The sequence below is a fragment of the Shewanella sp. DNRA4 genome, from assembly GCF_012843185.1.
In the GTDB taxonomy this organism is placed as follows: domain Bacteria; phylum Pseudomonadota; class Gammaproteobacteria; order Enterobacterales; family Shewanellaceae; genus Shewanella; species Shewanella xiamenensis.
The window spans coordinates 318,687-335,393 of the sequence record NZ_JABAIP010000001.1 but is presented as its reverse complement, the minus strand read 5'-3'; the positions used below and the strand labels follow the sequence as shown (position 1 = coordinate 335,393).

Below are 16,707 nucleotides of genomic sequence, written 5' to 3'. Positions count from 1 at the left end.
TGTCCGAAATTTATCGTACTGAGTTTCACCATGCTAGCTTGTCGGGCTCAGCCCCTTATAAACAACAGGCGAAGGTCGTTGGTTCAAATCCAGCTCCCGCAACCAATTTAACAATGGTAACGACCAGACCAGCATCAGCTGGTTTTTTTGTGTCCGAAATTCCTCGTCACCTGAGTTTGGCTTGATTTACTCGAATCGTTTATCGAATTACTTTAGTGATATCCTGAAATGACTGATAAAAACGGAGGCATTAACTCGTAGAAAAATTGCAGTGTTAGCTGATATTTGTACCAACTTCGTCTTAGCCACTTATTGCCGATTGCCTTTGCGGTTGCCGATCTTCACAAACCCCAGTTTAGTATTCATTTTTCGCTCTAAATGCAGCCATAGTCGTTTGCCGCCCAACACGCATTTCTGCTATGATCCGTCACTGACTAATCATAATTCCACAAATTGGCAGATAATCAGCACTCAAGCTTTATCTTGCGATACCAATCCATCGCCTGCAGGTACAAATATGATTAACCACTTTAGTGTGCTTGGTATCAAACCTAGCGCCAAAGAAGACGACATTAAAAAAGCCTATCGTCGGCTCTCAAACAAGTATCATCCTGATAAGTTGTTAGGTGCCTCTGATGACGAAAAAGAGCAAGCGTCACAGCAACTTGAACGCGTCAAAAAAGCGTATGAAGTCTTGTCCGATCCGAAGCTTAGAAATGCGTTTATCCGAGATTTCAACAATGTGATAGTGACCGATCCGAATGGCGCAATGCGTGAATTATGGGATCAGTTCTACCCTTAATATTTTTTTTTAGCGCCGAATTAACGAGCGGTTAACTCCGCATTTTCTACGCCGAATAAATTATTTCTGCGCTTTATTTCGAGACAAGCCCATGGCAAAAAAACTGAATATCTCACGCATTAATGAGCTTAAGACCAATGCCTACGACAATATCGAGTCCTATGATGACCCGGATACCCCCAAGGCACTGGAGCAATTTACCAGTCAAATCAAAAAAGTATTACAGGCCGATCCAAAAATGCTCGAGTCAGTACCCGAGTACCTGCCTGTGGCACTCTATGGCCGAGTAAAATTTCCAAGTGACGCCAAGCTCAAGTGGGCTCACTGGATTAACACCGCAACGCAACCTGAGTGGGATGAATTTAAGGTCACAATCGGCTTTAACAATTCCGATTTGCCATTAGTGCTAGCGGTGCGCGCTTACTCAGAGGATTTACTGATTGAAAGCTGCGCCGTGCTGTACTTATTGGAAAACCAAGGCAAAAGTACGCCAGCCCCTAAACGCAGTGCTGACGATGATTTTGAAGACGAAGACAGTGATTACGCCGACTATTCCGATGACGACGATGATGACGGCGAAGAGGAAGATGGCTATTACGATCAGTACGATGATGAGGACCGCTAATGAACACCAGTCTCATTGAGATAACCGTTGCCGAGATTAAAGAGCTCGCCGATGTCGAGCCAAAACAGGCCAGTAAACGTTTCGAACTCATCGCCACCACAATGAACGATGAGCAATTAGTCGAAGTCATTGAAAAAATGGATATTGTGACACTGACGCAAATCAACAGTCACCACGATATCTCCTGCCCGTCAATTATGTCGGAGCTGATGACACCTGAGCAAATTCGCGACATCGTCTGTCAGCAACCTTTGTATTGGGAAGAAAAAATCAAAAACAATGCCGAAGAACTCATTCAGCATACCTTTGATTTTTTAACTTATTTAATTCGTATTCAAGATAGCGAAGAAAAACAAACCGCTATTTTAGAGTGCATTGCCGAAGATCCCGCCGGCCTCTTCTATCTGTCTATCCCTTTTATTGAGATGATGCTGGGCGAACGCCACGACGATGAAGACCACTTCAACGATTATTATGACGATGAAGAAGATACTGATACCGTCGGCTATGACAGCCGTGTCGCCAGCGAAGAAGCCCATAGCTTAAGCCTAGATGACCCACGTAGTCTGATGGCATTAATCCATGAGCTGGCACCCGATGTAGAAAAAGCCATTAAAAACCTGCTGCGTAACGAAAGCTCTGGCTGGGAAATGATCATTAACAAATTCGTTAATGAATTAGTTATCCAAGCCAAAGAGAAAAACCAAGTCACGGATGAATACGCAGAAGTGGATGATATGTTTAGCTTTTTAGATTAAGGATCCCTAGATGCAACTGGTACTGCGTGATTTAGACCAAGGCCCATACCTGAGTAAGGTGTTGGCCAAAGGCCAAGCAGACAACACCCTTAGCGGTGAGCAGCTCGCACAAATCAAATCTAAAGCCATTTTGATGAGCCTCAAATTGGCAGATAAGTTCTACAACAAGTACAAGATGCACTTACTGGAACAAGCGGCGCACGATGTGATTGGCGTCGTTAGTCTCGGGTTAATGGAACTATCGAATAAAGATCAACAACAGGCATTGCGTTTATTGCTCACCGCAGATGGTGTGGTCAAATGCTTCCAAAAGGGCTGGAGCATGCTTAGCGTGGTGAGCAAACATAAGCTGGTCAATGGCAAATCACTCTATGGTGATGTAGATAAATTTCTACTGGAACAAGTCTCTACGCCACCAGACGCCGAAGAGTGGCTTGGATATGAGGCCTATCAGGATGCATTAGTCGAGCACCAACGTCAGCAATCGATTGCGGCGCTAATGGCGCAGTTTTATGCCCAAACCAGCTACGATCCTTTGGATTTCTTAAATCTAGAGAGCGTATTGGCCGAAGCCGTGCTGTATCGGATGTTGTTTGATAATGCCAAAGTCAGACAAGATTTGAAAAAGCGCATTGCCAAAATCAGCTTGCAGGACGAATGGTTTAGCCTTGAGTATATCGAGCAGCAAACCCAAAAAGCCTTGGCAGAACTCCCCGCGGAGCTGGCCGAGACTATCGGTAAAGATTTGGGGAAAAACTTTGCGCCAGCATTGCTGCGAACACTGCATTTTGCAAAAAGCTACCGTGAGCTGCTGCTCAATGACGCCTCACCTGAGCGTTTAGAAAGATTCGAGCATAAAGAAGGACTCGTCGGCCTACTCGGCTGGCCACTTTATATCGTGCTGTAATCCTTAGCGGGGCGCTAATCAATTAGCGCCCCGTTTTTTATCTGTCGTCTGAATTTGCTTACGCTTCCTTTATTGTCTCGCCACCAGCCGCAATAACAAATACAGGCATGGTTGCATCGGGGCGTAGATAGCCCCAAATCCTGATCCCTTGAGCTTCTTTACTGTAGGGAAGCCGATACTTATGCAGTTGCGCCTCAATATAATCTGTAAAATCCGTGGTCTTTTCCGGCAGCAATCTGCCGCGGTGCTCTCTTTTCAGCGGATCAATTTCAAGCCACTCAATCCTCTCGCAAATAGCGAGTAACTCGTCCCACCATACTGGCGTAAAACCAGGGTTTGGCCCTTCATCCTCCAGCAGCTTATAACGCACATGAGGCACAAACTCTGGTGCCTCATGAAGCGCCTGCTCAAGTTTTCGCCATTTAGTAAGGTTCATCACTGAGGTTAATTGATACTGATTGAGGTACGCCAAGGTGTCTGCATTCATTGCGATGAGTGTGCTCCCTGTGAGTAAAAATCCATAAGTGGCGTCATCTTAGCTTAAGCGAGGATGTACTTACAGCGACTTAGCTTGAATTTCAAGCATGCTATAGTCCGTTAATATAGCCAGTTAATAAAGTCAATTAAGCAAGTGATGAATTAAGTAAGTGAATCAAAGTAAAAAGCCTGCAACAGCAGGCTTTTGATATTTAAAGAAAGAGGCTAACGCTTAACGGTACGTCAGTGTCGTCGTATCCGTTAATTTATCATTGTCTTTAACGGTTAATTCGACGGTATGCTCTCCGCGGCGCGCCAGACGCAGTACTACAGGACCATTGGCGCGGGTGCCATTATCAAACTTCCACTTATGCTGCTTAATAACCCCATCGGTGTCATAGCTAGTCGAAATAAACATATCGACCAGCCATAGATTGATGCGCTGAATTTGGGCAACGGGTGGTTTCTTCACATTTTCAACCACCACTGACACCATTTGCGAGCTGCTATGGCTTAAGCCGTCATTGTCCGTTACGGTTAACGTCACTAGATAATCACCACTTTGCGCATAAGTGTGTGATACCGCCTCTCCAATACCTTGACTATTATCGCCAAAGTCCCACTGAGTAGAAACGATTTGACCGTCGCTATCAATGGCGGTTGACCTCAATTGCACACTCGCACCATTCACAACCTGAGTGAAGCTGGCTTCAGGGGCGACTTTTTCAGCTTCGAGCAAGAGTGAAATCACTACAGGATCATGATCAGATGATCGATAAGCATCACTAGCGTACAAGTCTTGCACCTGCGCAGGGGTCTTAAACTCTTCGTTGTAATCTAACACACGTGGCTCGTCGGTATTAATATGCCACTCAGTCACATCTAGGACTTTATCCACTAACGCAGCATTCGCGAGCGCATGGTCTAACTGTCCCGATTCACCCGAGAATACATAGGAATAAGGATTAGCTTTTTCAAGTTTGGCGAACAACTCACTAAAGCCAGCGTTAGCCAATGCCATCAGCGGGTCTTCCTTGGCGTAGGAGTTTAAGTCACCAATCAGCAGTACACCTTGCTCAGGATACTGCGCGGCAATCCACTGCCCTGCCGCCGTTGCTGCGCGACTACGGGTAATATTGCAGTTGCCTTGGCCATCGTTCATATCTGGATCGCCAGCACACTCACTGCCTTTAGATTTCAAGTGATTAACCGCAACGACTACACTCTCCTCACTGCCGTTTAGCGCGAAAGCTTGAGTCAACATAGGGCGGTTTTTGCTGTCGTCGAACAGCGGCTGCGCGGCGTCATCTAAGGGAGAGTTAGCGCTTGATAAAATACGCGCATCACCCTGAGGGCTCACTTTGTCACTGCGATAAATTAAACCAACGGTAATCGCATCCGTACCTATCGCACTTAAGCTGCTGCCATTGACCTTTGGAATAACATAAGCATAGCGATTTTCACCCACGGCGACATTGAGGCCCGCCACGAGATCGGCAATCGCCGAGTTGGCGCCAAAGCCATCGTTCTCGATTTCCATCAGACCAAACACATCGGCACTGATCCCCACCATAGCGCTGACAATCTTCGCTTTTTGACGCTCAAACTCACTCAGGGTATTGGCACCGCGCGCAGTAGGGAAACCACCGCCTTGTCCATCGCCATTAAAGTAGTTCAGTACGTTAAAGCTGGCGACTTTCAGGTTGCCGCCTTCGGCAAGCACTGGTGATTGTGGACGAGGATTTTCCGCTACAAAATTAACGGGCTCAGTCGGCATAATGCGATAAAGATTAAAGCCATAGTGCATAACACCAGTAAGGCTCGTGGCTTTATCACCCACACGCACAGTGTTTGAAGCGCTTAAACCTGGCGCCGGGAAAATCACAGGATCAGGGTTCTGCGCCGTTAGACCATCGTCGAGTAAAATACTGTCTTTAAGATTGGCCGCCGTGACGGCTAAAGCATCGGCACCTGGCGCAGCGACTTGTGTCCCAATAAAGTGACGGCTGCTACCGAGTGAAATTTCACCATAGCGGCCCAAATTGTAGACTTCGTTCACGACCAGATCTTGGCTAAAGCGTACGCGCATGCCTTCAAAGGGCTCAAAATCATCGCTTGAGTTGACGGGTAAAGTTACTACCGCGGCACTCGGCAAAGCTTGTCCTGCAACGCAAAGTTTATGATCGGCAACGGTAGTCAGTTCCGTTAAGCCTTGATATTCAGTGACTTTAGCCTTTAAACGTACACGGTCGCCCGCCACGTAACCCGTAGGCGCATTACCGGTATAAACAAACACCCCTTCAGAAGTTTGTGGATCGTTATCGGCTTCGTTGTCGGCCATTTGCACGAAGATGCCCTTTAGGCCAGCTTCTTGGTTACTCACCACAATGGCTTCTACCACTAAGGTTTGTCCGTTTAACGGACTGACATTGGTCGAACCTTGCAGAGCATGGATAGGCGTTGAGGCTTCACCACAGGCTAATGAACTCGGTGGCGGCTCAACAGGATCGGTAGGTGTGCCTGCACTGAACTTACCCAAATCCGAGATATCGTCTTTGGCAAAACCTAACCATGTATTAAAGGTAACAGCATCATCAATAATGGTATCGGCGATTAGCTGATCGGGATTGCGGCGTAGCGTGTTGTCCTGGGTCGATAAATCACCACTGCCCCATTCACTGCCTGGATCGACACCCACTTGGCCTAAGCTATCAATCACTTGGTCTTGATAGGTCAGCACAATGGCATCATCACCATTGAAAAAACTCGCGCTGCTTTGTTGATTCGTCACCGCCAGAATATCGGCCGATGCGTCGTTATCAGCGACAACATAAGTTGCCCCTGCCGCTAAGGTGCCATTCAGGGTGATAGTCGTGCCCACATTTGTGCTGCCATTAAAATAGAAGCGCAATTGATACTGGCTTAAATCAATAGTGTTAGCAGTTGGGTTGTACAGCTCAATGGCTTTGTTATTGCTGCTGCCTTCAACATATTCAGAAATAATTAGATTATCGGCAGCATGAGCAACGCCACAGATGCTACTGATGGCTAACGCCAACAGCGTTTTGTTATTAAACATAATGACCCCTAAAAGTATCTTTTATATTGATATTTGAGTTTATGATTGACCATTTTACGAAGCATTCAGCTTCGAAAACTGACGATACTATAGGGAATCAAGGTTACAAATTAGTTGCACTTAAGTTGCAACTTAAGGTGTATATTTAGGCGACGATTTAGCGGATTGTACTAGGAAAAATAGCGAAGATGGCGAGCCTAACTCACCATCTTGTTAACATCCATTACGGTTTCCCGTTATAGCGGTTGCAGCTGCTCATCGAGCAGCGTCACCAACAACAACTCTCCCCGTTCGCTGACTCTAAACTCGCCGTATTTGGCTTGGCTGAAGTGGTCAGCTTGGCCCTCTTCAAAGAAAAAACTATTTGAGGCCAGCTTTACCCTATGATTGCGCAGGCGAAAATCTACGGTGAGTTGATCGGCGGCTTTGGGCTGGTCACGGTAAATACCGACAAAGTGCGCCACTTTTTGCGAATCGAGAGTCAACAGTAGTTGCCCCTGCGTCATCCCCTCAGGCAACGCGGCGCGTACCTCCTGTGCAATGGCATATTCCAAGGCCATATAATCCCCCTGCATAATCGAGCGAGGATCCACTGGCGCTAAGGCAAAACGCACCACTTTGCCATCTTGCAATAACTGCTCAAACTGGGCGATTCGCCAATTCACCATCGTCAGCAAGGCCACCACAGTAACAACAACCAATAATAGGACTCTTCGGTGGCTGTTCGCTAAATACAACATCGCCGTCCCCATTACACATGCTCCTCTAACTCTGCTTGTGCGTCTGAGATAGGAAAGTAACGCCACATCACTAATCTCGCGGCAAGCAGTAACAACCCTAATCCCATCAAATACAGCGACTTAAGCATCAGCGTTGTCTCTAATGAATAATAATAACCACCAGCAAAAACCAACCCTGAAACAATACCCATTCCCTTCAACCAAGACTCATTTGCATAGTGCCCCAACAAGATGAGCCACACAGCTGTCGATAAACCCTGCATGGGTAAAGACAGTGCAGTAATCAGCACTAGGCCTAAAAACGCAAACAACCCACTGGGGGCGGTGAGTGAGATTTGCCATTGGTTAAACAGACTAACGAGTAGGAAACCACAAAGAGTAAATACTACGAGTAAATGACTAACTGCCATTCCCGACTGCCAACCGGATATAAATAACGCCTCAAAGATCCTATCCATACTGAAGACATGTATTAGTTGAATGGAGAGCAAAAGTGAAGCAGCACCATAGACCAACATCCTCGCCCGCTGATAGTGATATCCTGTGCGATGGATATTTAATAGCACCACACTCAGTAACGACACCAGCAAAGTCGGTGTTAAGTTGAGTAAATGCCACTCAGCCAACAGCCCCGTCAAACAGGCTAATAAACAGAATGCAAATACCCATTGAGCAACCTTGTGTTTTATCATGCCCCAAAGCAACAGAAACAAAGCAGCCATACTCAGATACCAAGCAAGATTAAAGGTATCGCCGAGCAAATCAAACAGTCCCCAAGCAAGGGCAAGCGTACCGCTTAAACATGAGGCAAAGGCAAATTGCTGTAAAAAGTGCTGTTGGCGCCCGCCCCAATACAAGGCGAGTCCTAAGCCTAAATAGATACAACCGATAAACAGAGCGGCTCCCCCTTCGAATCGCCCCCATACACTATCGAAAAGTGACGCCATAAAGCCCAATAAAAACCAGGCGGCAATCCAAGCTGCAAAGGCTTGCATCAACGCAATATACCAAGGTATTTCATGGGATTGGGGCCGTTCTGGTGCGTTCACTTCGCCCTTTGCATACAAACTATTCCAAAGCGTTTGCGCCGCTGAAGCACCAGGATCTTGAATCGAATCAGTGAGGGGGTTATTCATGACTCAGCTCCTCTCCTACGAGGGATATTGGCGTCATTTCGGCGCTAAATTGCCATTGTAATCGTATTAACACAGTACTCAAGCCGGTACTTGCCAAAATAATATAAAGCCCAATCAATAAAAAGCCGCCTATAGGATCGCTATTCTTAAACAGCAGTTCGGTTAATAGCGCAGCACCCACAGCAATCAAACTAAAACCGCCCAAAGCCAACGGATAAATCTGTAATAATCTGTGCCTGAACCACCAGAATCCCAATAACAAATGAATAAAGTAACCAGCCCACACACCTACAAGTAGCGGCTTAGAATCACTGGGTTCAAAAATCATCCAACAGAGCAATAAGGTAAAACAGCCCATGGCCACAAGTGAACTCGCATACAGCATAAGTGGTGCATGCCAGCGATTGCTCTGGCTTTTTCCCATAAAAACAAAAACATAATAGATAGTCAGATTAATAGCCGCAAAGACAAATAACCAAATCTGTTCATCCAAAAGGTAGGATGCGGTATCAGCAAAGAGTCCAAGGCTTAAATTAACTAACCCGAGTAATAACAACCATAAGCCATCAAAACCTGCCACCCAAGCTAAGGGGATAATGGCTAATGCCCACAACGCAAATAGCTGCCAAGGATCCGCTCCCGTTTGATAGGTCTGGCCCACCAAGGCTAAAAGTCCACCAATTAACATACTCACCACTAACAGTGCCACGTTTGCAAGCGTGGCACCAAAAAGATGATGATGGGCATCAACTTGCCTCAACATGCTGCGGTAATACAGCCAAACAAAGCACACAAGGCTAATCAATAGCGCGGCTTCAATCAGGGCAAATTTGCTTATTCTGTCTAGGGACTGCCAATTGTAAGCAAAAAAGAAAATAATCCCCGTCACTAGGCTTAACGCCCCCGCCCACTGAAGCAAAAGGGATAATAACCGCTGCCAACTGAGAGAGTTGGGCGACACCAATACGCTGCGAAACAACTCATTTGCCTGCGCCCGAGTAATATGTCCTTGCTCCAGCCACTCATAAACTTGAGAAGTAAGATTGCGCAATATGAAACTTCCTTATTTTTGATACTGACTCACACAAAATACGCATTTAACCAACTTAAGTGCAATAATTAATTGTATTAACTTGTCTCTGTTAAAGATAAGCTTAAGACTTCACGATAAACAGGATAACTTATGCGACTAGCTGTATTACTGAATTTACTATTAGGCCTAGTGTTGAATTTATTCAGTGTTGCAACTGCAGGTCCCCTTTCTCCCGCTCAGACAAAACCCGTTATTCGTGTTGGGGGCTATCAATTTGCTCCCTATGTCAATTTACAGAGCGATGGCCGTTATACAGGCTTAACGCTTGATCTCATCAACGCCCTCAACCAAATTCAGCAAGAAATCAGCTTTGAGTTTGTCTCCACCAGCATAGAGCATAGATATAAAGCCTATGCAGCTGGAAGATTCGATATGATCATGTTTGAAAATCCACGCTGGGGGTGGGAAAAACTTAATACAGCATTTATCCCCCTACATATCCATGATGGCGAAGTCTTTATCGCCCTGAAGGAAAAAGTAAAAGATCCTCAGTTTTTTGCTCTGTTCAAAGAGCGAACGCTAGCATTAGTTAAAGGCTACCACTATCGCTTTGCCAACTTCGAAACCGATCCTGCAGTGCTAGAAAAAAACTACAAGGTCGTTTTTGTAAACAGCAATAAAGCATCCATTGAAACCGTACTTCGAAAGCGCGCAGAAATTGCCCCAGTGACCATTTCCTACCTCAATTTTTACCTCGCTTCAAATCCGCAAGATCAACAACTCTATGTATCAAATCAATGGGATCAACATTATTATCATGGCGTGTTAATCAATCCACATTCGAAACTACACCCAGATAAACTCAACCTTTGGTTACAGCAATTGCAGCAAAACGGCAAACTCACAGAGCTCGTGCGCCAATATGGATTAGAGCTCGCCAGCGAACACAATAGTGCAGGACAAATCACACACTAAGATGTATTGACAGCAATTTAGTGAGCACTATGGTGCCTAAAAGGCAATATTTAATCTCGAGCCCTCGTGCGAACTCGATATTGATAAAACGGATTAGTGCAATGCTCCCAACAACGTAAATAATGATACCAACAACAGGCTCAATGCCATGATATATAAACCAAACCTCTTCTCGGGTGGACCAAGTTTGGCTATATGACAATGCCAAATAGCAAAAATACCGTAATTTAAACCGATAAATAGTAATAAACTGTAGGCATACATACGAGGAACGACACCTAGCGCGCAAGCAAATAAGCAGAGGCTCGTTGTGATGAAAAAGCCCATTTGGCAATAGAATAAACTAAGTAACACTTGCTTATTCAATTGAGCAATATTGGCTCCCTGAAGCATGGCTATAATCTGTAATCTTCCTTGCGATAGGTAATAAATACAAATCATCAAGCTCAATAACGCCGCCACCAATATACTTAACTGCATAATATTTCCCCTCCTCTGATGCTTTTCAAGAATTGAGAATAGTGCATCTGATTGCATTAACTGTAAGACCAGCTTAAGCCTAGTTACATTTCGTAATGGGTATGAGATGGATTTAAATCGAGTCGCAGGAATATTATTGAAAGACAAAAATAAAGGAGCCTTATGGCTCCTTTATCATTGATAATATGGCATAAATCAGTGATGACAATGCTCATCATGAACGTGATCATCGTCCATAAACTCATCATCGCCGTCTTGGTGTTGCATCACACCCCAACCATCGGTCATGCCGCCAAACTCGGCCGCAAAATCATTGAGAATGGTTTCTTGCTCAACCAAGTCATCGTAGTCTGGCACCATGTTGATGCATACGATGATTTCCCACTTGCCTAGCTCATCATTCAAATTCAGCTCAACTTCACCTTCGAGATCCGAATTGGCTAATTCTTCAAGTGCAGTTTCAGCATCACGCTGATCATCAAAAACTAAAAAGAAATCAACATCGAGGGCTTTAGTAAGGTCAATTCCGGCTTCAGCCATTGCGGCCAGCATTTTGCCATTATCGTCGTCTGGAAATTGCATATCCTACTCCACAGTATCAGGCTTATTCAGCCGCAATGATTTGAACCGATTCACCGTTAAAACTGACGATGTCACCCGCAATGACTTTTTTACGTTTGCGGGTTTCTACTTCGCCATTGACGGTAACCAAACCTTCATCAATAACATGCTTCGCTTCGCCACCGGCATTCGACATACCTTGTACCTTTAATACTTTGTACAATTCAATAAAATCTTCGCCGGGATGCAAAACTAACTGATTAATTTGCGTCACTTAAATACGCCTCAAAAAATAAACCTGCGGCATTATAGCAGCATGTCCATTGCGATGCAGATAATTTAACTTATCTTTGCCTTTCATCGGCGAGCAGGCCATAGGCGCATTCATCTAGCCACTCATCGCCTATCTTAAAATGCTGCCTAAATACGCCTTCGAGTTGAAAACCACATTTTTCCATCACTCGTGCCGAACCTATATTGTCTTTGGCGCAGTATCCGACGAATTTATGTATTGATAAGCTCAAACAGGCCCAATCGATGACAGCTTGCAAACTCTCAGTGGCATAGCCTTTGCCTTGTCCCGCGTGCACCAGCAAATAACCGACCTCAGTACGTTGTTCCTCCACACTTTGGCAATGAAGACCGGTTAAACCGATAAACTCGCAGGTATCAAGGGTTTCAATCACCAGCGTAAGCCAATCGCCAGAGGTATAGTCCCAGGTGACTGAGCGCTGCTCAAACTTTTGCCGGATCAATTCGGGAGCTTCAGGATTACGCACGTAGCGATTGATGTCAGGATCTTGGTGTAATGCCAAAAAGTGTGGCCAATCCTGCTCTTGTAAACTGCGAAGTCTTAATCTGTCGGTATAGAGTTCAAGCATAGCGGCTCCCCAATGGATGGACGAACTAAAAAAAATGGCAGCTAAACGCTGCCATTGCCTCGGCAAGAAGACGATTAACCGCGGCTGGTGACTTCGAGTAAGTGGTAACCAAACTGGGTTTTAACTGGACCTTGAACCACGTTTAACGGCGCACTAAATACCACTTCATCAAACTCACGCACCATCATGCCTGGACCGAATGAACCTAATTCACCACCTTGAGCGCCCGATGGGCATGAAGAATGAGCGCGCGCGATTTGCGCAAAATCAGCACCGTCGAGGATCTGTTGTTTAAGTGCTTGGCACTGCTCTTCACTGCTGACTAACAAATGTCTTGCTGTAGCCTGAACCATGATAAAACTCCCTGAATAATGCTGAGACATTTGCCCCAAATATCATATGGTTCCCGTTTTTATGACTGAAAACGAGATGTGAATGTTGAGTATAAAAACATTATGTTTAATTAAAAAGCTTTAAACCGCACCGTTATCAATTTTGTTATCGATAACGGCGCTACATAATCGACTCCGTGTTAAGCCTTAGTCGCCGCTATCCAGCGATCAATTTTCTGTTCCATCACCGCCATAGGTAGTGAGCCAGAAGTCAGAATCTGATCATGGAAAGCCTTAAGATCAAACTTATCACCTAGGGCTTTTTCAGCACGCTCACGTAGGGCAAGAATTTTTAGTTGACCCACTTTATAAGACAACGCTTGGCCAGGAATTGCCATATAACGTTCAACCTCGGCAATAATATCCGACTCGGCCATGGGCGAATTGTCCTTCATGTATTGAATCGCTTGTTCGCGACTCCAGCCTTTGGCATGTAATCCCGTATCCACCACCAAACGCATCGCACGCAGCATTTCGTCTGAAAGCTTACCAAAGTACTGATAAGGGTCGCTAAAGAGCCCCATTTCGATGCCTAAGTATTCAGCATACAGCGCCCAGCCCTCTTCAAACGCAGTATAACCGCTGAAGCGTTGAAACTCAGGTACACCCGTTAACTCTTGCTTAATGGCGATTTGGAAATGGTGACCAGGTGCCGCTTCATGCAGTGACAGTGTCGTCATGCCCCATTTCGGCTGAGCTTTCAAGTTGTAGGTGTTGATATAAAACACCCCTGGACGGCTCCCATCTACAGCTGGTGATTCATAGGATGCGCCCGCAGCCGATTGCTCTCTAAAGCTTTCAACCGGTTTAACCACATAGTCGGCCTTTGGCATTACATTAAAATACTGTGGCAATACTTGGTTAATCTTATCTTTCAACACCATATAACCATCGATTAAGCCTTGGCGATCGCCATAGAAGTATTGTGGCTCAGACGATAAAGAGGCAAAAAAAGCTTTTAAGTCACCTTTAAAACCCACTTGCTCACGGACTTTGTCCATCTCAGAAAGGATTCGTGCGACCTCATTCAGACCAATTTGATGAATTTCATCCACTGGCATGGTTGTGGTGGTATGAGAATTGGCTAAATGCTGATACCAAGCTTTACCATTTGGTAGACCAGACCAACCATCCGTTGCACGGGACTTAGGCAAATAAGTCTGCTTAAAGTAATCGCGCAGCCCTGCTAATGCAGGCACTAAACGCTCATTAATCATCGCCTGATAACTTGCTGTTAGCTCAGCTTTGTCTTGATCTGAAAAACCTTCTGGGAAGTGATTAATCGGTGAATAGAAAATACTTTGGCTGGCATCGGTCGTCAGCATAGCATCTAGCTGTGGAATAATACGCTCAACCAGCACTCGAGGAAGTACAACCTTACTTGCAATCCCCTCATCCATACGCTGTTGAGCAAGCTGGATCCACTGAATGAAACCATTCACACGCTGTTCCCAATTGCGGTAATCTTGAACGGTATTAAAAGGCTGAGCACTTTCACCACTTCCTAGCTGCACCATAGTTATAACAGTACTGTAAAACTGGCTGATAGGCATAAAGCGTGACGGATAGGTTTCATCAACTAACGCCATTTCACGATCATAAACAAACAACGAATAACTTAATTGCAGATCCGCTGGTAATTGCTCAACATCAATAGCCTTAACTTGTGCTAGATAGCGAGTATTTAGATCGTGTCGAGCCTTAAGATACTCTTCAGTTAAATCACCACCAAACTGCGCATTGTAGTCGTTAACACCCACAAAAGTGGCGTAAATAGGCTCAAGCTTCAAGTAGTCTTTAAAATAGGCATCGACGAGTGCAACATAACGCGACTCAGCCGTTTGGTTTTCTGCTTGAGTCGCTGGGGTCTGCGTTGTCCCTTCCTGTGTAACAATTTTTGTTTCAGGCTTTGAGCATCCCTGTAGGGCTAGCACTAAGGCTATCGTTCCCGCAACTACATTTAATTTCATTTTTTATATTTCTCCTTTTACGTCCGAGATAGCCAGACTCTTCCTATACTTACTGAAAAGTCTACTTACGGGATTATTCTATGATCTACTCATTTCGTAACTCAGGTTTTAGAGATCCAGAAACAGGGGTTTACAACCAAACTTATTTCATGGAAGTCTTTAACCGAGAATGGCATAGGCATATACGAGAACAGCAAAGCTTGGCGCTATTGTATCTGTGCCCTCACATTCACGAAACCGTTAAACAACCACATTTACTCGAATTTTTTACTAAACAAGTACAAGAAGCACTGCTAAGAGCAACGGATTTAATTGCTAGATTAGACCACAATCATTTTGCCTTAGGATTATTCAATATTGATGAAGCAGGTACCGAAGTTGTTCTTAATCGCATAGAAGATCATATTCAAGAATTTAATCAAGAGTTTGGCAAAACTCATAAGCTAAAAATTGACTACAAACTCGCAGCTTGCCTCTGCTTACCGACTCAAGAACAAAAAATTGAATCTATATTCAATAATGTTTCCAAACTTTCACAAGAGCTTGAACGTAAACAACAGCAATCCAAAGCATTAGTAAAGCTTCAATAAACAAAAAGCCCCTTTCGGGGCTTTTTAGATCTACCTAGCAAATTAGATGAATTACAGTTCGACGTTATGCATACGAGCTTTCTCTTTGATGTAAGAGATGTAGCTGTTTGCACTCTTCTCTGTCTTCTTATCTTTCGCAGCTAATACAGCACGATTATAAGCAGACTTATACTGTTTCAAACTAAGATGAGCTAAAGCCAGCTCGAAGTTTGCTTCACCGGGATGTTCAATACCTAAAGAGATTGCTTTTTCAAGCACAGGAATCGCTTCATTATATTTCTCACCCAAGCTCAGTAAACGACCTTGCTTCAGATAAAGCTTACCATCGTTGCTGATTGCAGCAGCTTTACCATAAAAGTCAGCGGCTTCTTTAAACTCTTTCGCATTTTGGTAAAAACCAGCCAAAATCTCATAAGATTTAGCATCTTGTGTGATTAAGCCCGACTTCATATGCTTCTCAAAAACTTTCGCTGCTTGGTATGGCGCACCCTTCTGAGCCATCAGCTGAGCTAAACGAGTAATGTTAGCCCCAGTTTCTAAGAAACCATTACGATATGCCAAGTCATAAGTCGCTAGCGCTTTATCATAGTCTTCGACCATTAGATAAAATTGTGCGAGCTGAACCCATAATCTGCCGTCATCCGGAAATAACGGTACCATGACTTCTAACACACCAACGGCTTTCTTATATTGCTTCTGGTTAAAGTAAGACGTTAACTTCATCTGATACAGACCTTTATCAGGTGACTCAGCAAGTGAAAGGCCTTTATCAGCCACTTCAATTACTTTATCCCACTGCTTAAGTTCTGAATGTGCAATACCAATGCGACGGTACATCTGAGCATCAGTCTTACAGGTGAAATCCATCCATTTGTAATAGTATGGAATCGCTTCCTTAAACTTTTTCTCTTGTAACAACAAATCAGCATAAAGGCGCAATGTTGCAGCGTGATCGGTACCACCTAAAATATCGGCTTCAACAGCTTGTTTTAGGTACTTGATCGCAGTATCCATCTTGCCTTTTTCGGCATAGAAGTTACCTAGCATACGCGCGACATAGGCTTTATCGAAATCATTCTTTGGGTTTGCTTCTAACAGAATGGCAATCGCTTCATCAACTTGACCATTCGTATAAGCTTCAAAGGACTTCTGCACCTTTTTCGCAGCACTCTCACCTACCGCTTTAGATTGACGTTTATCAACTTCACACTTTTCAGCTGCAATAGCAGAAGAAACTGATAACGCACCACCACAAAGGGAAAGTAATAACGCAACTGCGATTTTATTAGCATTACGCATTA

At 44.7% G+C, this 16,707-nt stretch carries 18 protein-coding genes; 6 read left to right on the top strand and 12 right to left on the bottom strand.

Going from position 1 to position 16,707, the window contains the following annotated elements; translation table 11 throughout:
- Window positions 1–517: 517 nt before the first annotated feature.
- The 4 genes from HG547_RS01425 to HG547_RS01410 all read left to right on the top strand — a co-directional run bounded on the left by HG547_RS01425 (window position 518) and on the right by HG547_RS01410 (window position 3,092).
- Window positions 518–802 (top strand): J domain-containing protein, encoded by a 285-nt coding sequence (locus tag HG547_RS01425; protein WP_037417359.1) that lies wholly within the window; start codon window positions 518–520, stop codon window positions 800–802.
- Window positions 803–893: 91 nt separating this feature from the next.
- Window positions 894–1,427, top strand: coding sequence for a hypothetical protein (locus tag HG547_RS01420; protein WP_169546692.1), 534 nt, complete (start codon window positions 894–896; stop codon window positions 1,425–1,427).
- Window positions 1,427–2,185, top strand: coding sequence for a hypothetical protein (locus HG547_RS01415; RefSeq protein ID WP_023265328.1), 759 nt, complete (start codon window positions 1,427–1,429; stop codon window positions 2,183–2,185). The genes HG547_RS01420 and HG547_RS01415 overlap by 1 nt, the downstream gene beginning before the upstream one ends.
- Before the next feature lie 10 nt (window positions 2,186–2,195).
- Window positions 2,196–3,092 carry a hypothetical protein gene (locus tag HG547_RS01410; protein ID WP_037430978.1) on the top strand — a complete coding sequence of 299 codons (897 nt, stop codon included), beginning with the start codon at window positions 2,196–2,198 and terminating at the stop codon, window positions 3,090–3,092.
- A 58-nt stretch (window positions 3,093–3,150) separates the two neighbouring features.
- On the opposite strand, the gene HG547_RS01405 is transcribed toward HG547_RS01410, so the two are convergent.
- The 5 genes from HG547_RS01405 to HG547_RS01385 all read right to left on the bottom strand — a co-directional run bounded on the left by HG547_RS01405 (window position 3,151) and on the right by HG547_RS01385 (window position 9,575).
- Window positions 3,151–3,579, bottom strand: coding sequence for a DUF6678 family protein (locus HG547_RS01405; protein ID WP_169546690.1), 429 nt, complete (start codon window positions 3,577–3,579; stop codon window positions 3,151–3,153).
- Window positions 3,580–3,801: 222 nt separating this feature from the next.
- Window positions 3,802–6,648 carry an ExeM/NucH family extracellular endonuclease gene (locus tag HG547_RS01400; protein WP_169546688.1) on the bottom strand — a complete coding sequence of 949 codons (2,847 nt, stop codon included), beginning with the start codon at window positions 6,646–6,648 and terminating at the stop codon, window positions 3,802–3,804.
- A 236-nt stretch (window positions 6,649–6,884) separates the two neighbouring features.
- Complete coding sequence (locus tag HG547_RS01395) at window positions 6,885–7,400, bottom strand: GDYXXLXY domain-containing protein (protein WP_037417311.1); 516 nt, start codon at window positions 7,398–7,400, stop codon at window positions 6,885–6,887.
- Window positions 7,400–8,524 (bottom strand): DUF4401 domain-containing protein, encoded by a 1,125-nt coding sequence (locus HG547_RS01390; protein ID WP_169546686.1) that lies wholly within the window; start codon window positions 8,522–8,524, stop codon window positions 7,400–7,402. Before HG547_RS01390 ends, HG547_RS01395 begins: the two co-directional genes overlap by 1 nt.
- Window positions 8,517–9,575, bottom strand: a complete 1,059-nt coding sequence (locus tag HG547_RS01385; protein ID WP_169546684.1) for a DUF2157 domain-containing protein — start codon at window positions 9,573–9,575, stop codon at window positions 8,517–8,519. Before HG547_RS01385 ends, HG547_RS01390 begins: the two co-directional genes overlap by 8 nt.
- A gap of 132 nt (window positions 9,576–9,707) precedes the next feature.
- On the opposite strand from HG547_RS01385, the gene HG547_RS01380 reads away from it, so the two are divergent.
- On the top strand, window positions 9,708–10,532 hold the full coding sequence (locus HG547_RS01380; protein WP_037428116.1) for a transporter substrate-binding domain-containing protein: 825 nt from the start codon (window positions 9,708–9,710) through the stop codon (window positions 10,530–10,532).
- Between the two features lie 93 nt (window positions 10,533–10,625).
- On the opposite strand, the gene HG547_RS01375 is transcribed toward HG547_RS01380, so the two are convergent.
- The 6 genes from HG547_RS01375 to HG547_RS01350 all read right to left on the bottom strand — a co-directional run bounded on the left by HG547_RS01375 (window position 10,626) and on the right by HG547_RS01350 (window position 14,816).
- A complete protein-coding gene (locus HG547_RS01375; protein WP_169546682.1) occupies window positions 10,626–11,012 on the bottom strand; it encodes a hypothetical protein in 387 nt (128 codons plus the stop codon).
- 195 nt (window positions 11,013–11,207) lie between these two features.
- Entirely contained in the window at window positions 11,208–11,594 is a 387-nt protein-coding gene (locus tag HG547_RS01370) for a ribonuclease E inhibitor RraB (protein WP_037417296.1), read from the bottom strand.
- Between the two features lie 22 nt (window positions 11,595–11,616).
- Window positions 11,617–11,847, bottom strand: coding sequence for an RNA-binding S4 domain-containing protein (locus tag HG547_RS01365; RefSeq protein ID WP_169546680.1), 231 nt, complete (start codon window positions 11,845–11,847; stop codon window positions 11,617–11,619).
- Between the two features lie 70 nt (window positions 11,848–11,917).
- Window positions 11,918–12,454: a GNAT family protein gene (locus tag HG547_RS01360; RefSeq protein WP_169546678.1), complete on the bottom strand. Its 537-nt coding sequence runs from the start codon at window positions 12,452–12,454 to the stop codon at window positions 11,918–11,920.
- A 74-nt stretch (window positions 12,455–12,528) separates the two neighbouring features.
- Window positions 12,529–12,807, bottom strand: coding sequence for a peptidylprolyl isomerase (locus tag HG547_RS01355; RefSeq protein WP_011623210.1), 279 nt, complete (start codon window positions 12,805–12,807; stop codon window positions 12,529–12,531).
- 179 nt (window positions 12,808–12,986) lie between these two features.
- The gene (locus HG547_RS01350; RefSeq protein ID WP_169546676.1) at window positions 12,987–14,816 is read right to left on the bottom strand and encodes a DUF885 domain-containing protein; all 1,830 of its coding nucleotides are present in this window, start codon (window positions 14,814–14,816) and stop codon (window positions 12,987–12,989) included.
- A gap of 80 nt (window positions 14,817–14,896) precedes the next feature.
- Here HG547_RS01350 and HG547_RS01345 point away from each other — a divergent pair, with 80 nt between their 5' ends.
- Window positions 14,897–15,406 (top strand): diguanylate cyclase, encoded by a 510-nt coding sequence (locus tag HG547_RS01345; protein WP_144376517.1) that lies wholly within the window; start codon window positions 14,897–14,899, stop codon window positions 15,404–15,406.
- Window positions 15,407–15,457: 51 nt separating this feature from the next.
- Here the strand turns inward: HG547_RS01345 and HG547_RS01340 are convergent, their stop codons facing one another.
- Complete coding sequence (locus HG547_RS01340) at window positions 15,458–16,705, bottom strand: tetratricopeptide repeat protein (protein ID WP_169546674.1); 1,248 nt, start codon at window positions 16,703–16,705, stop codon at window positions 15,458–15,460.
- Between the last annotated feature and the right edge of the window lie 2 nt (window positions 16,706–16,707).

Bases quoted from the DNA above. Each gene is read 5' to 3' on its own strand.
- HG547_RS01425 (WP_037417359.1), top strand. From the start codon at position 518: ATGATTAACCACTTTAGTGTGCTTGGTATCAAACCTAGCGCCAAAGAA.
- HG547_RS01420 (WP_169546692.1), top strand. From the start codon at position 894: ATGGCAAAAAAACTGAATATCTCACGCATTAATGAGCTTAAGACCAAT.
- HG547_RS01415 (WP_023265328.1), top strand. From the start codon at position 1,427: ATGAACACCAGTCTCATTGAGATAACCGTTGCCGAGATTAAAGAGCTC.
- HG547_RS01410 (WP_037430978.1), top strand. From the start codon at position 2,196: ATGCAACTGGTACTGCGTGATTTAGACCAAGGCCCATACCTGAGTAAG.
- HG547_RS01405 (WP_169546690.1), bottom strand. From the start codon at position 3,579: ATGAATGCAGACACCTTGGCGTACCTCAATCAGTATCAATTAACCTCA.
- HG547_RS01400 (WP_169546688.1), bottom strand. From the start codon at position 6,648: ATGTTTAATAACAAAACGCTGTTGGCGTTAGCCATCAGTAGCATCTGT.
- HG547_RS01395 (WP_037417311.1), bottom strand. From the start codon at position 7,400: ATGGGGACGGCGATGTTGTATTTAGCGAACAGCCACCGAAGAGTCCTA.
- HG547_RS01390 (WP_169546686.1), bottom strand. From the start codon at position 8,524: ATGAATAACCCCCTCACTGATTCGATTCAAGATCCTGGTGCTTCAGCG.
- HG547_RS01380 (WP_037428116.1), top strand. From the start codon at position 9,708: ATGCGACTAGCTGTATTACTGAATTTACTATTAGGCCTAGTGTTGAAT.
- HG547_RS01375 (WP_169546682.1), bottom strand. From the start codon at position 11,012: ATGCAGTTAAGTATATTGGTGGCGGCGTTATTGAGCTTGATGATTTGT.
- HG547_RS01370 (WP_037417296.1), bottom strand. From the start codon at position 11,594: ATGCAATTTCCAGACGACGATAATGGCAAAATGCTGGCCGCAATGGCT.
- HG547_RS01360 (WP_169546678.1), bottom strand. From the start codon at position 12,454: ATGCTTGAACTCTATACCGACAGATTAAGACTTCGCAGTTTACAAGAG.
- HG547_RS01355 (WP_011623210.1), bottom strand. From the start codon at position 12,807: ATGGTTCAGGCTACAGCAAGACATTTGTTAGTCAGCAGTGAAGAGCAG.
- HG547_RS01350 (WP_169546676.1), bottom strand. From the start codon at position 14,816: ATGAAATTAAATGTAGTTGCGGGAACGATAGCCTTAGTGCTAGCCCTA.
- HG547_RS01345 (WP_144376517.1), top strand. From the start codon at position 14,897: ATGATCTACTCATTTCGTAACTCAGGTTTTAGAGATCCAGAAACAGGG.
- HG547_RS01340 (WP_169546674.1), bottom strand. From the start codon at position 16,705: ATGCGTAATGCTAATAAAATCGCAGTTGCGTTATTACTTTCCCTTTGT.